This window comes from Bacillus sp. A015 (assembly GCF_053851875.1).
In genome coordinates, this window is the sequence record NZ_JBSPZB010000020.1 from 60,716 (window position 1) to 74,808 (window position 14,093).

Annotated in this window: 12 protein-coding genes; all 12 read right to left on the reverse strand. The window is 43.3% G+C overall.

What is annotated here, in order from left to right:
• Window positions 1-19: 19 nt before the first annotated feature.
• A complete protein-coding gene (locus tag ACSLGF_RS15420) occupies window positions 20-1,564 on the reverse strand; it encodes a glycoside hydrolase family 43 protein (RefSeq protein WP_456006946.1) in 1,545 nt (514 codons plus the stop codon).
• 224 nt (window positions 1,565-1,788) lie between these two features.
• The gene (locus ACSLGF_RS15425; RefSeq protein ID WP_456006948.1) at window positions 1,789-3,249 is read right to left on the reverse strand and encodes a CoA-acylating methylmalonate-semialdehyde dehydrogenase; all 1,461 of its coding nucleotides are present in this window, start codon (window positions 3,247-3,249) and stop codon (window positions 1,789-1,791) included.
• A gap of 369 nt (window positions 3,250-3,618) precedes the next feature.
• Window positions 3,619-4,950: an alpha-galactosidase gene (gene melA / locus ACSLGF_RS15430; RefSeq protein ID WP_456006950.1), complete on the reverse strand. Its 1,332-nt coding sequence runs from the start codon at window positions 4,948-4,950 to the stop codon at window positions 3,619-3,621.
• A gap of 29 nt (window positions 4,951-4,979) precedes the next feature.
• Window positions 4,980-5,810 carry a carbohydrate ABC transporter permease gene (locus ACSLGF_RS15435; protein ID WP_456006952.1) on the reverse strand — a complete coding sequence of 277 codons (831 nt, stop codon included), beginning with the start codon at window positions 5,808-5,810 and terminating at the stop codon, window positions 4,980-4,982.
• Window positions 5,810-6,742, reverse strand: coding sequence for a carbohydrate ABC transporter permease (locus tag ACSLGF_RS15440; protein ID WP_456006954.1), 933 nt, complete (start codon window positions 6,740-6,742; stop codon window positions 5,810-5,812). Before ACSLGF_RS15440 ends, ACSLGF_RS15435 begins: the two co-directional genes overlap by 1 nt.
• 30 nt (window positions 6,743-6,772) lie before the next feature.
• Window positions 6,773-8,029 (reverse strand): ABC transporter substrate-binding protein, encoded by a 1,257-nt coding sequence (locus ACSLGF_RS15445; protein ID WP_456006956.1) that lies wholly within the window; start codon window positions 8,027-8,029, stop codon window positions 6,773-6,775.
• Between the two features lie 218 nt (window positions 8,030-8,247).
• Window positions 8,248-9,288, reverse strand: coding sequence for a LacI family DNA-binding transcriptional regulator (locus ACSLGF_RS15450; RefSeq protein ID WP_456006958.1), 1,041 nt, complete (start codon window positions 9,286-9,288; stop codon window positions 8,248-8,250).
• A 186-nt stretch (window positions 9,289-9,474) separates the two neighbouring features.
• Window positions 9,475-10,167 (reverse strand): D-allulose 6-phosphate 3-epimerase, encoded by a 693-nt coding sequence (gene alsE / locus ACSLGF_RS15455; protein WP_456006960.1) that lies wholly within the window; start codon window positions 10,165-10,167, stop codon window positions 9,475-9,477.
• Between the two features lie 15 nt (window positions 10,168-10,182).
• On the reverse strand, window positions 10,183-11,445 hold the full coding sequence (locus ACSLGF_RS15460) for a PTS ascorbate transporter subunit IIC (protein ID WP_456006962.1): 1,263 nt from the start codon (window positions 11,443-11,445) through the stop codon (window positions 10,183-10,185).
• Between the two features lie 25 nt (window positions 11,446-11,470).
• Window positions 11,471-11,737 (reverse strand): PTS sugar transporter subunit IIB, encoded by a 267-nt coding sequence (locus ACSLGF_RS15465; RefSeq protein WP_456006964.1) that lies wholly within the window; start codon window positions 11,735-11,737, stop codon window positions 11,471-11,473.
• A 15-nt stretch (window positions 11,738-11,752) separates the two neighbouring features.
• Window positions 11,753-13,825: a BglG family transcription antiterminator gene (locus tag ACSLGF_RS15470; RefSeq protein ID WP_456006976.1), complete on the reverse strand. Its 2,073-nt coding sequence runs from the start codon at window positions 13,823-13,825 to the stop codon at window positions 11,753-11,755.
• Between the two features lie 35 nt (window positions 13,826-13,860).
• Window positions 13,861-14,093 (reverse strand): hypothetical protein (locus ACSLGF_RS15475; RefSeq protein WP_456006966.1); only part of this gene is annotated, 233 nt, incomplete at its 5' end.

Genomic DNA, 14,093 nt, shown 5'->3' on the forward strand with positions numbered 1-14,093 from the left:
CCGTTTTTGTCTTTCTTTGCTATCTTTGAGTAAACTGCCAGGAATCAAATTGAAATAGGTTTCCAGAGCCTGTTCCGGTAAAGACAAAAAATACGTTGTGCACGCCTGTTGCGCCGTTTACCGCAGTTTCTATTTCTCGCCAGTTTTGCGTTCCGCCTGTGGAAGGAACATTTAGTGTTCCAACAAGCTTGCCGTTTGCACTGCCAAGGCGTACTTCTATTTTTCCACCTGTAGCTGATGCGACATTGGCTTTAAAGGTTCTAGCGCCGCTCGATCCGAAATCTACGTGACTGACAGCCACCCAATCGCCGTTTTGAATGTTTGTGACATGCTGGTTATTGGCCGGTCCTCCGGGTGCTGAGGAAGCTTCTGTCAAAATGCGTCCATTCCAAGCGAATGTTTCAGCTTCAACCCGTTGATATGGATTCAGATTGGATAGCTGTTTCACCCCTTCATAATTGGCTGCTACTTCTCGAAGGGAACCGTCTGCATTATGCACAAGCTTATTAATATGGGGAGAACGGTAGCCTTTGCCGGCCCCATATAATGCTGAGCTGACAGTTTGCGTATGATACACGACATACCACTCGTTTTTAAAATTGAACACAGCATGATGGTTGTTACCGCCGCCGCCGAAAAACGCGCCCGGATTTTTCAGGAAGTGTCCTTTATACGTAAAGGGGCCCATAGGACTTGAGCTCGTCATATAGCCGATCTCACCAGGTGGTTTATCTGCTGGGTGGGAGCCGCCAAAATTGATGCAATACGAATAGTAATAGGTTCCGTTATACTTATGCATCCCCGAGTCTTCAAACATAAAAGGGGCATCAATGGTTGATGCACTGCTGGCAACACTTGTCATATCTGGCCCTAATTTCAGGACTCTTGCTGTTTTAGGATTGGCCCATTGTCCCTGCGTTGGATTCGAACCGCCTGGAACGCCTCCGCCGGCATATAGATAACCAGTACCGTCATCATCTACAAATACGGCTGGATCAAAAAGCCATACAACACCGGACATGCCTGGCGTACTTGGCGTGACGAGCGCTTTTCCGATTGGATCTGTCCATGGACCGATTGGACTGTCTGCTGTAAGGACTCCGATCCCTCCGCCACTGTTTGCGAAATAAAGGAAAAACTTATCCTTCCCATTGATCTTTTTCACCGCTGCTGATGGCGCCCAGGAAGCGCCTGCCCATTTGGCAATCCCTCTCCCGCCGTTGGCCCCATTTGCGCCAGCTACTGGAATCGCTCCGTGATCTGTCCAGTTCACCATATCCGCCGAAGAGATGACGAAGACCCTATTCAAATTCGCAAAAGAATTATCCTTGATCGTTCCGTTACTGTGATATTCATAGTCATCACTTGACATATAAATGTACACTCTTCCGTTATAGGTGAGCGCAAACGGATCTGCCCCCAAGTGGTGGTCTATGAGCGGGTTTGCATTCCCTACTCGTTTTGCAATTGGGGTGCTTGCCGCACTCGCATCATATACCGGTATAGAGCTCAGTACCAAAGCAAGAATTAATAAACCTACGCCGCACTTCATCCTCTTCCTCATCGTTTCATTTCCTCCTGTTTTCATCTTCCTCATATTGGGGTTTACGCCCAATTTCAAAATATGTTGATGTGTGGTGATGAAGAATGAATACAAAGGATGATTTCTAGTGCAAATCACTGCAAAAATCATGATGAAAACCCTTACCTTTTGACTAGAAGGCAACAAAAAAATGCAGTCATCCATTTTGGAGCTGCATTTTTTCCTCTTTATTCAATGAATGGAGACTACATATAACGAGCGGTCACCATTTTCTTTCTTGTGTAAAACTCAACCCCGTCTGTTCCATTGGCATGCAAGTCGCCGTAGAAAGAATCTTTCCAGCCGGAAAACGGGAAGAATGCCATTGGTGCGGGAACACCGATGTTAATGCCCAGCATGCCCGCTTCGATGTTTTCGCGAAATTCTCTTATGCTTGATGCACTGTCTGTGTATAGGCAGGCACCGTTAGCAAATTTTGATTGATTGGACAGATCGATCGCTTCTGTTAGTGATGAAACACGGACAATTGATAAGACTGGGGCGAAAATCTCGTCCTGCCAAATTTTCATTTGATGTGTGACATGATCAAAGATCGTTGGTCCAACAAAATAACCTTTTCCATTTGTTTCATTGTCTTGCCGGCCATCACGAATGAGGCTGGCCCCTTCTTCAATCCCTGATTGGATGTATTGAAGCGTCCGCTCCTTGTGCTCCTTTCGAATGACTGGACCAAGAAAGACATCTTCATCGATTCCGTTTCCAATCACGAGCTGATTGGATTCATCGACTAATTTTTGAATCAAATCGTCCGCCACTTCTTCTTCAACTGCGACAACGGCTGCGGCCATGCACCGCTCTCCTGCTGATCCAAAAGCAGCCCCAATGATTTGTTTTGTTGCCGCATCTAAATCGGCGTCTTTCAAAACAATGGAGTGATTCTTTGCGCCGGCAAGTGCTTGTACACGTTTGCCATGCTCTGTTCCTTTTTTATAGACGTATTCTGCGACTGGCTGAGAGCCGACAAATGAAATGGCTTTGACCTTTTGATGTTCAAGCAGGCCGTTTACGACATCGCGAGCACCATTTACAATGTTGAGAACACCTTTTGGCAGTCCCGCTTCTTCAAATAGTTCTGCTAACCGTGCAGCGAGAATGGGTGTTCGCTCTGAAGGTTTTAAGACAAATGTATTGCCGCAAGCAATGGCAAGCGGGAACATCCAGCATGGGACCATCATCGGAAAGTTAAATGGTGTAATACCACCGATGACGCCAATTGGATATCGGTACATGCCAGATTCCAGCCCTGTCGCGATATCTGGCAATTGTTTTCCCATCATTAAGGTCGGTGCACCAGCAGCAAATTCCACACATTCAATCCCGCGCTGCACTTCTCCTTTTGCTTCTGTTAAACTTTTTCCGTTTTCAATCGTAATCAGCTCTGCTAGTTCATCCCATTTCTCAACGAGTAACTGTTGGTATTTAAATAAAATACGTGCACGTCTAGGGACAGCTGTTTTAGACCAAGTGGTAAACGCTTCTTGTGCTGCTTGTACCGCACGTTCTACATCTGTTTTCGTTGAAAGTGGAACTTCTGCGATGACTTCGCCAGTAGCCGGGTTATAAACAGCCTCCGTTTGGCTTGTTTCTGCCTCAATCCATTGTCCGCCAATATAATTTTTCAACGTTTGTACATCTGTTTTGGTCATGTTCTCTCTCCTCTTTGTTAAGAATGTCATGCTTTTAGGATGTTTATTTATCGTCATTGTCTCATCTAACGGGAGTTCATCTGTATACACTCTTTGTCAAATCAAACCGCTGTTTTGGTTGACGTTGTGATAAACAGCTTTCTCTAAGCTGTAATGTCAAGTGCTGTCAGCCCTTGTTTGCCGCAGATTCCTCCCCCCTTGTTTATGTGATATGACACCACAATATCATCAATTAGTGATATATTATTGGTTAACTGTTGGTTAACTTTAAAAAATCATAATATTAAAAACGCTTTCAGTCAATGATCTTTTTGCTACATAAGAAAAACCTGATGCGCTGTGCATCAGGTAAAGGCTGGTTCATTTCAGTTATTTCGTTGATACGGTATATTGATTCGGTTCTGTATAATTTGGCAGCATCTCTCCATGAGCTTCAATTAATTCATCACATAATTTGATGGTATCATCAATCGATAGTTCAGCGCTGGTGTGTGGATCAAGTAATGCCGCTTGATAAATGTGTTCTTTTTTGCCGCTGATCGCAGCTTCAATCGTCATGAGCTGTGAGCTGATGTTGGTCCGGTTGAGTCCAGCCAATTGTTCAGGTATCTCTCCGACATAACATGGCATAATGCCGCTTCGATCTGCAACACACGGCACTTCTACACAGGCTTTTTCAGGCAGGTTGTGAATGAGGCCTCCTGTGTTCAGTACATTCCCGCCAAATTTAAAGGGAGCGTTGGTTTCGATGGCTTCAATAATACGTGAACCATATTCTTTAGAGCGAGTATGTGTGATTTGTGTATTCCCCACAAGATCATGCTTCATTGTATTCCAATTGTTGATTTGTTCCTCGCAGCGCCTCGGATATTCATCGAGCGGAATGTTAAACTGACCGATCAGTTCTGGATAGCTTGATTTAATGAAATAAGGATGGTATTCGGCATTATGCTCTGAGGATTCTGTAACATAGTAGCCGAATTTATCCATTAGCTCAAAACGAACCATATCATGATGCCGCGATTGCTGCTTTTCTTTTGCTCTTCTTTTGATTTCTGGATACAAGTCTATTCCGTCCCGTTTCACCTCTAATAACCATGCCATGTGGTTAATGCCGGCAATTTTTTCTTCAATGCCTTCATGGTCCATTTCAAGTGAGTCAAACAGATCCTTTGTACACACCTGCACACTATGGCAAAGACCAACCGTTTGGATCGGTGTATAACGCAGCATGGCGCCTGTCAGTGTGGCCATTGGATTCGTGTAATTTAACAATAAGGCATTTGGGCAAACCTCTTCCATATCCTTTGCAAAGTCTAGCATCACAGGAATGGTTCGAAGTGAACGGAAGATGCCGCCGATGCCAACCGTATCAGCAATCGTTTGTCTTACCCCATATTTTTTAGGAATCTCAAAATCAATGACAGTGCTAGGCTGATAGCCTCCAACCTGGATGGCATTGATGACATATTTCGCATTCTTTAAAGCTTCTTTACGATTGTGATAGGACTGGATCGTCACATTTGCAGCGTAGTTTTCTTTTAAGTGCCGCAGCATCGTTTCTGATTCTTTCAGCCGGTTGTGGTCGATATCATATAATGCGAATTCAAAGCCGGCAAGTGCGGGGACGAACAGACAATCTCCTAATATATTTTTAGCAAAGACGGTACTCCCTGCACCGATAAATGTAATTTTAGACATAGACGACTCTCCTTTTTACAAATGTTGGATTACCCTTTGACAGAGCCTTGGGAAAGCCCTGCAATAAAATATTTTTGCAAAAGTAAAAACATCGTGACCATTGGCAGCATCGCAATGAGAGCGGCGGCGCCAACAAGCTGGAGCTGATGCTGATTTTGACCAAAAAAATTGGATAAGGCGACAGTGAGTGTATGCATCTCTTTATCTTGCAAAAAGAAGATGGCAAATTGATAGTCGTTCCAAATATACACACAGGCAATGATTAAAACAGAAGCGGTAATTGGCTTCAGCAGCGGAAAAACGATGGTGAAAAAGACTCTGAGTGTCCCCGCTCCATCAATACGAGCTGCTTCTTCAAGCTCCTTCGGAATGGTCGAGCGGATAAAACCTGCGTATAAAAAAATCGTCAGCGGCAAAAAAGCGGCCACATTGTTTAAAATAGCGATCTGATAGGTGTTCATCATCCCGATTTGAACGACCATTTTATACAGGGGAACGAGGGCTGTGAGCGGCGGAATGACCATAATCGCAATGAATAAAAGATACACCGCTTTATTGAGGTTTGTCACCCTTCTTGCGAGCGGATAAGCTGCAAGAGATCCAAGGATGATGAGTAATACCGCCGAGCTGAACGTAATGATCACTGTATTCAAAAAGGACTGGCCAAGCTGTGCTTCTGTCCATGCAATGCGAAAGTTTTCAAAATGGAGTGTTGATGGAAACAGCCATTTTGAGCTGAAATCTCCTATGCCCTTTAGTGATGTCGTTACCAAAATATAAAATGGAATCAAATGAAGCAATGTAATCAATAGCGCCAGTAAGGAGTACCATCTTTTCTTGCGTTTATAGGCGTTATCCATCACACCTCGGTCTCCTTTCGTCTGAAATAGATCAGTGCTGCAACACTAATGACAAGGATGATGACTGCCATGAAAACACCTTGCGTCGCTGCGTAGCCTGCATCCTGACGTTTGAAATATAGATCATACATAAAGGTCGACATCGATTGTGAGGAATCTCCAGGTCCGCCGCCAGTGAGTGCTACAATGACATCAAACAGCTTGAGTCCGCCAATGACATTGAGCACAACATTAATGGTGATGGACGGCATTAAAAGCGGCAATGTGATCCGCCTGAATTGCTGGAGGCTTGACGCGCCATCTAATTGTGCCGCTTCATAATAATCCTTTGGAATACTTTGAAGTCCTGCTAAATAAATGATCATTGCAATACCGACGAATTGATACGTATTGACAAACACAATGATCCATGTGTTTAATTGCGGATTGCCGAGCGCATTCATTTGGTCAAATCCAAAAAATGTCACAACATCGTTTAATGCACCACCTTGGTAGGCAAACACAAAATACCAAATATAGCCCATGGCAATTGGGCTGATCATGACGGGTAAATAGATCACCGTTCTTGTGATGGCTCTCATCTTTAAGCTTTGATGTAGCAGGAGAGCATATCCAAGTCCAATGATATTTTGCAAAATTGTGCTCCCGATTCCGTAAAGAAGCGTGTTTTTGACAACAAGCCATGTTGTAGGGTCTTGAAGCAGCCGTTTGTATTGATCAAGTCCAATCCACTCATCGTTTTGTGAGAAACCGTTCCAATTTGTAAAAGAAAGCTGAATCCCGTTAAAAAAGGGATAGATGATAAAGGTACTGACCACGAGAACAGCTGGCATGTACATCCACCAAAGTGATGAATTCTGGCTTTTTTTCATCTTCTGTTTTGGAAAAGAGGTGAATGTCGCCGCCTGTTTTGCTTTTGTGATGTCACTCATTGGCTTCACTCCTGTTTCAGCATAAGACAGCTATTGTTTTTTCAGGCGCTTATATTCCTCTTCCATTTTCTTTGATAATTGTTCTGGTGTGATGGAGCCTGCTAATAATTCTTGACCTGTTGTTGCCATGACAGCCCACATTCCGCTCGGTAAGTATTTTCGGTCAAAATATGGTTCAATCTTGATATGTTCGTATTGCTCGTAAAACGTAGAGTAATAGTTTTTGGCTTTCACCTGCTTTAAGGCGGTTTCAGAGGATGTGCCCTCTGCGATTTTCTTCGCATTTTCTGGTTTTGCTAAAAAGTCGATGAATTGTTTTGCTTCTTTTAGATGTTTGGAGTCCTTCCATGCAGCGACAGTAAACCGTTCTCCGCCAATCCAGCTTTGCTTATCTCCTTCATGAATGGCTGGAACAGGCATCGTCCCTACTTTGATCGATTGATTGAGCTCTGTCGCTTCAGGACCTAGAGATCCCCCGACAAAAGTGAAAGCAATTTTGTTTTGCGCCATCAGCTCAGGAGCTTGTGATAGTTTCGCTGTAAGGACATCTTTGTTTAAAAGGTCTTGATCCTTCAGCTCCTTCATGAACTGTGCAAGCGGTGTATAGTGAGACCAATCAAATGATCCGTTTTCAAGTTCTTTACTGTATTGATGTTTTTGATCGGTGATTAATAAAGGCGTGGCTAGTTCATCAAAGACTTGGGCGATATTTGAATTATCCCCTCCCGGTATCCAGAGCGGCACAACATCTCCCTTGCTTTTTTCTTTGACCGTTTGTAAAGCACTTTTGAGTTCATTTAGTGTTCTAGGTACTTCAATGCCGTATTCTTTTAAAAGATTGGCATTAAAACTGAGCCCGTCCTTTGCTTGATTCAGCGGATAGGCATACACTTTGCCATCTTTGTCCTTTAATATCTGGTCGAGTGAAGGATCCAGCTGTTTGACCCAGTCCATCTCCTTTAAATCAGCCACATACTCGTTATAGCGCAATTTCGCCCAGCCATGTGTATCAAATAGGTCAGGCATATCGTTTGCCCCCATTTTGACGCGTATCATATCTTCGTAGCTGTTGCCAGGGAAATTGGCATCGATCCGAATGCTTTCATGTTCTTTTTCAAAATCACGAATCACTTCTTCAAACGCTTTTCTTTCCCCGCTGTTACTCATCGTGGAAAATAGAGTCAGGGTGACCTTTCCATTTGCTTCAGACGCGCCGTTATTGCCGCAAGCAGACAAAATAACGGTCAAGAAAAAGGCTGCACACATCATCATGATTTTTTTATTCATGGTTTCCTCCTTTTGATCACTGAAAATTCAGACGATTATTGCTAGAATTCAATGCAGTTGCGGAAACAAAAGAAGTCCATTATACTGGAATTCTATTCTTTTCAAAGAGATAAGAGAGCATATCGGTAAGCTGCCTTGTTTTCAGCATGATCTGGCCATCATGTTCAGCAGCTTCCTTTCTGCTTTTTTGTCTCTTTTTTGTTTACTGAAATCTTGGTTCACCCCCTTTCATGGATGGGGCATGTGCTGCCCCGTTTAATGAGCTTAGTTGGTACGACGACTTTTAGAGGCAGCTTTCTTCCTCGTATCCGTTCAAGCAAAAGCTTTAGACCCACTTCCCCCATTTCTTCTGTATACACTTTGACGGTCGTCAGCGGCGGGCTTGAAAATGAAGCGGCTTCAATGTCATTAAACCCAACAATGGATACATCTAGAGGCACACGGAGACCCGCTTCATGTAGAGCGCGCATAGCACCGATCGCCATGGAGTCACTTCCGATAAAAAAGGCTTCTGGAAGATTTCCTTTTTCGATGGCTTGCTGCATAAGCGTATAGCCTTCTTGCATGGAGTATTCACCAATGTGGATATCATCCATATGAAGACCTCCTGCCTCTTGCATTCTTTTCATAAAAGTCGTTTGTCTTTCGTCCTCAATGACAGCGTTCCCTTCGAAATAATGTTCTCGTTCTTTCCCGCCGATATAGCCTAGGTGTGTGTAGCCGAGAGATTGCAGATGACGAATCCCGCGATCAGCCGCTCTGACAAAGTCCACATGTACGCAATCATACAAATCTTCATCTGCATAATGATTGATAAAAACAATGTGCTCCATGCGATTTGTCATTTTTTCAACAGTATCGGGGCTGATTCGTCCAATGACGATCAAACCGTCTATATCCTTTAGCATCGCACCTTTGTCCATGCTTCTCAGGCGAAATGTATGGAGGGTGGACAGGTCTTGTTTGGCATATTCTTTTTCGATTCCTTTTCGAATGGATGAAAAAAAGGGGTCATTTAATTCTTCATCAATGGATTGTGCGACAACGACACCGATGACTGGGGATTCAGATGAGCTTTTTCCTTCTGCTTGATCGGCTTTTCTTGCTCTCACTGGGGTATAGTTTAATTTTTTGGCTATGTCGAGGATGTTTTGTCTTGTTGCGTGTGAAACGGCTAGCGTTTGGTCGCCATTTAACACACGGGATACAGTAGAAACGGACACTTTTGCATCATGAGCAATATCTTTGAGTGTGGTCATAGGCAAACTCCTCACGGCTTATTTGACTAAATGTTTACTAAAGATATTTGCAGAATAACACATAAATAAAGCGCTTTCAATTATAAATTTGCGCTTTTAGTCATGTTTTTGAGTATATGTTGGTGAATGTGCCGTGATTTTAGTAAATTTACGTAAAAAAGAGGATGGGTTTCATCCTCTCTTTTACTAAGGTGATTCAATTGCGGCTGTTTCTTTTGCAAATAATTGCTTCATTGTTTCCCAGGCGATGTCGAGTTGTTCATGAAGTCCAAATAAGCCTGAGGTGCCGATGATGTAGATCTCATTTCCAGCCTCAGCAAGGAGGCGGAAGGTGTTTTCATTACAAGAGCCGTCTACTTCGATTGAAAACGAGTATCCTCCCTTCTCTTTTACATCCTTCACTTCTTTGATTTTCTGAAGCATTTCTTGAATAAAAGGCTGTCCGGCAAAGCCTGGATCGATCGTCATGATCGTCACTCGGTCTATTAAATGAATAAAAGCATCTAACGCCGCAACTGGTGTGGCAGGATTTAAGACAAAGCCGACCTCACACTTTCTTTGGTGGATATGCCGGATGATTCGAAAGACGTCTTTTTGCACGACTTCTGAGTGTAAACAAATCATGGTTGCGCCTGCATCAATACATGCATCGATTAAAAATTCCTGGGGGTGTTCGGCCATAAGGTGAACATCAATCGGTACATCTGTCAGTTTCCGAAGCTGTTCAATGAAAAAGGGTGATAAGGTGATATTCTTCACGTAATGACCATCCATGACGTCGACATGATACCGATCTGCTCTCGTGTTAAGAATGTGAATTTGTTCACGGAAGTGCGTTAAATCCATGCACATCAGTGAAGGTGAAAAAAATGCCTTCATTCTCCTCCTCCTTTCTTAAAGCTGAAATAAAAATTTGACCAATCCGATCAAGATACCGATGATGCCAAAATCCGTATCTCCAAAGGTTGTACCTTCAAAGCCAAGTGTTCCTAATACAGGTAATAAACAAGCAGGTAAGAATGAAAGAAGTAATCCGTTCACAAAGGCGCCGGCTACCGCTCCTCTAATCCCTCCTGTTGCATTGCCATAAACCCCCGCTGTGGCGCCGCAAAAAAAGTGCGGGACAAGACCAGGAACAATCACAGTTAAACCAAACAAAGGCAAAAGGAAAATGGACAAAATTCCTCCTGCAAAGCTGCATAAAAAACCGATGATGACCGCATTTGGAGCAAATGGAAAAACGGTTGGCGCATCAAGTGCCGGCTTTGCTCCTTTCACAAAGCGATCGGCAATGCCTTTAAAAGCAGGCACGATTTCACCAATTGCCATCCGAACCCCTGCTAAAATAATATATACACCAGCTGCAAAGGTAATGGCCTGGATGAGAATAAAGACGGCGAAATTCGTGCCTCCGCTAATCTGTTCTATAAAGGGAATCCCTGCAAACGGTGCGATCGCAAAGAACAGCAAAGCCATTGTGATCGAAATCGCAACAGATGTATCTCTTAGAAAGCCGAGTGATTTAGGCACTTGAATGGTCTCTGTTGATTTCTCTGGACGGCCTACCCATTTGCCGATCATTCCCGCTGTAAAATAACCGAAGGTACTGAAGTGGCCGAGCGCGAGATCATCGTTTCCGGTGACTTTCCTTGTATAGGGCTGAAGGATAGCGGGTGCAATGACCATAGCTGTACCTAATATGATCGAACCGGTGGTGACAAGGAGCGCTCCGTGCATTCCGGCTGTCGAGAGAACGACTGCGAGCATCGCAGCCATATATAAGGTATGGTGACCTGTTAAAAAGACGTATTTAAAGGGTGTGAATTTTGCCAGTAACAGATTGACAAGCATGCCAAAAATCATAATGAGCGCTGTCTGTGTACCGAATTCCTTTTGGGCAATGGCCGCCATGGCATCTGTATTTGGAACAACTCCTTGAATGTGAAAGGCTGCTTCAAACATTTTTCGAAAAACACCAAGTGAATCAGACACGACTGTGGCACCGGCTCCTAATATTAAGAATCCCATGGTTGTTTTCAAGGTGCCTGACACGGTATCTGCGGCTGATTTTTTCTGCAAAAGTAAACCGGCTAGTGCAAACAAACCGATGAGAATTGCAGGTGTGCCCAATATATCGTTCATGATCAGTTCTATCATGATGTGAATCCCCCTTTTTCCTGACCTATATGTGTTTGCGAAGAACGTCTTTAATGGCTTCCTGGTCTAACAAGTTATTTAATCCAGCAACCTTTCTTGTACCGTCATCCAGTTGATCAATAATGTCTTTTGCTCCGATATACAGATCGGCTTTTTCATTTTTACTTGTACTGAGATCGGTATGATCCACTTTAGCTAAAAGGCCTAACTCTTCTAAAGCTTTTTTGACATTCATTTCTACAATAAAGCTGCTTCCTAATCCGTTTCCGCACACAACAAGAATTTTTTTCATTCTCTTTTTCCCCCTTTATACTTGTGAAAATTGATCAATTAGTTCTTGAATCGATGCTAATTCCTCTGCTTCAATTAATTGTTGGATTCGTTTTTCATCACTTAGCAGCATCGTTAGCTGTTTGAGTGCTTTCAGGTGAGTCATACTGTCAATGGCAGCTAGCACAAAGACGAGCCGAACCTGCTTTTTTTCATCCTTTGAAAAGTAAACCGGCTGTTTGAATGACATGAGTGACATGCTTAATGTGTTCACGCCGTCCTCTGGTCTGGCATGCGGAATCGCCACTTGTGGTGCAATCACAATATAAGGCCCATTTTGATGAACGGACTGAATCATGGCTTCCACATAACCTCCCTGAATGGCATTTTGATCGAGTAAAGGCTGCGCTGCTTTTGCGAGGGCCTCTTGCCACGTTTCTGCTGTTTGCTGGAGCTGAATGGTTTCTTCTGTTAATAAATCGTTTAACACTGGTTTCCACCCTTTCTGATGGGATACATATTCGGGATGAAGCAGCTCCTTAAGATCACGAAGCAGTGCTTTTTCATTTTGTACGATGGTATGCTGCTGAATGATGTTGAATAAAACGTCTACCCTTTGCTCATCAAGCCTGGTTTCCCCGCCTTCCCCATATTGGAGCAATATTTTTTTCTCATAGGCGGTAAGAATAGGGTGAACGACGTGAACGGGTTTTCCTTTAAACGAAATCGGTGTTGTTGATACAACAAAGTCGGCATCGATGGATGACAATTCTTCATATGAACGCTTAGATAACAGAGCGCGTACCTCGATGTAGCCGATTAATTCAAGCAGCTGTGTTTTCAGCATGTGACTTGTGCCAATTCCTTCGCCGCAGACAATGTATACAGAACGCCTCTCAATCGGTGAAATCCCTTCTCTTCTCATCCAGCCGCCAAAATGCATCGCAACATACGCAATTTCGTGGTCGCTCATCTTTGAACAGGTCGCCTTTTCTAAATGGCATGCGACCTTTTGAGTGATTTCAAACACCTCTGGCTGTGCTTTTTTCATAGAATCTGTTAATTCATTGATGATACCAACGTGATAGATGAGTCTGTAATAGGCCGGAATTAAATGCATTGTTAAGTTTTTCTCCAAGGCTTCTGGCTCTTGAAAGGAAATGCAAGCATACCGCTGAAAGTCAAATATCATTTGTCTGGCGATGGTACGAATGAGGTGCTCTTCAGGTTTTTTACTTGATGGAAGCTTTTGTTTCTTTGCGCTGAGCCATAGCGTGCTAAGAAAATAGATTTCATCATCATGAACATGAAGACTGGTTTCTTTTTGAATCTGTGCCATGAAGCGAATAGCAGCCAAGCATTCATCTGTTTCCTGCAATGTACGCTTTTCTTCGTTTGAAATGTGTACAGCACGTCCTAGCTTCATCCGCTTAAAGTAGAAAAAGAGATCCAAAGACAGCTGATCCAGCATGTCATCTGCAAACTCGAGCTTAAGTTCTTGTTCTGAGTGCTGGAGGAGCAGGTGTAACCGCTTATATGAAATTGGCCCCTTTAACCAAAACGAAGGAAACGTTTTTTCGTTTTTGATCATTGTTCGAATGAAGTGGATATAGGGCTTTAAAGCCAATCGAATCGCTCTTTCGTCACCTGACAAAAAATAGCCGCAGGCTGCCTGATAATGAAGCGTGAGCTGCTGCTTTGAAAGCGCCTCTTTTAGCTGTTTCATATCTTCAAGCAATGTATTCCGGCTCACCTTTGTCATCTCTATGAAATCATCAATCCTCAAGCGTTTCTCACTGCATGCAATGGATAAGAGCAAAATTGCCCGCCTTTCCTTTACACATGGTTCATAATCATGACCGACGAGAATGGTGTCTGCTTTTTTCAGAATCGCTTCTTTCTCACTTGGATTTAAATAGTAGCCAAACTGTTCTTTTCGCTGAACACGGCTAAGCTGATGTGTTTCGAGCCAGTTATTCATTCGTTTGATGTCGGAGTAGACGGTTCGAGTAGAGACATTCAGTCGATTCTGTAAGTCTTCTATTGATAGATAGGATGTCGTGTGAAGCAGCATCGATAATAAAGTGGTGCCTCTTTTGGTTAAATACAGATGGCATCCCTCCCTTCTTCCCTTTGGTTATAAGTCTAATCAACTGACTGGCGGCAAAGAAGTCCAAATGTCTTCAGCTTATGATGTGCAGCTTTTGGGTTCCCTTTTTTCCATAAGAAAAAGCACACCCGATTAAGTGTGCTTTCAGCGATTCCAGTCATGTAAAAGCGAACGCTAATAAGAAAAAACTTGAAAAGAAAATCGTTCGAGTAGAGACGAGAAGTTATCAAAATCAGCTTCATGAGGAGATCAATATTGATCGTGAAGA

Coding starts and splice junctions, on each gene's coding strand:
- ACSLGF_RS15420 (WP_456006946.1), bottom strand. CDS start 1,564: ATGAGGAAGAGGATGAAGTGCGGCGTAGGTTTATTAATTCTTGCTTTG.
- ACSLGF_RS15425 (WP_456006948.1), bottom strand. CDS start 3,249: ATGACCAAAACAGATGTACAAACGTTGAAAAATTATATTGGCGGACAA.
- melA (WP_456006950.1), bottom strand. CDS start 4,950: ATGTCTAAAATTACATTTATCGGTGCAGGGAGTACCGTCTTTGCTAAA.
- ACSLGF_RS15435 (WP_456006952.1), bottom strand. CDS start 5,810: ATGGATAACGCCTATAAACGCAAGAAAAGATGGTACTCCTTACTGGCG.
- ACSLGF_RS15440 (WP_456006954.1), bottom strand. CDS start 6,742: ATGAGTGACATCACAAAAGCAAAACAGGCGGCGACATTCACCTCTTTT.
- ACSLGF_RS15445 (WP_456006956.1), bottom strand. CDS start 8,029: ATGAATAAAAAAATCATGATGATGTGTGCAGCCTTTTTCTTGACCGTT.
- ACSLGF_RS15450 (WP_456006958.1), bottom strand. CDS start 9,288: ATGACCACACTCAAAGATATTGCTCATGATGCAAAAGTGTCCGTTTCT.
- alsE (WP_456006960.1), bottom strand. CDS start 10,167: ATGAAGGCATTTTTTTCACCTTCACTGATGTGCATGGATTTAACGCAC.
- ACSLGF_RS15460 (WP_456006962.1), bottom strand. CDS start 11,445: ATGATAGAACTGATCATGAACGATATATTGGGCACACCTGCAATTCTC.
- ACSLGF_RS15465 (WP_456006964.1), bottom strand. CDS start 11,737: ATGAAAAAAATTCTTGTTGTGTGCGGAAACGGATTAGGAAGCAGCTTT.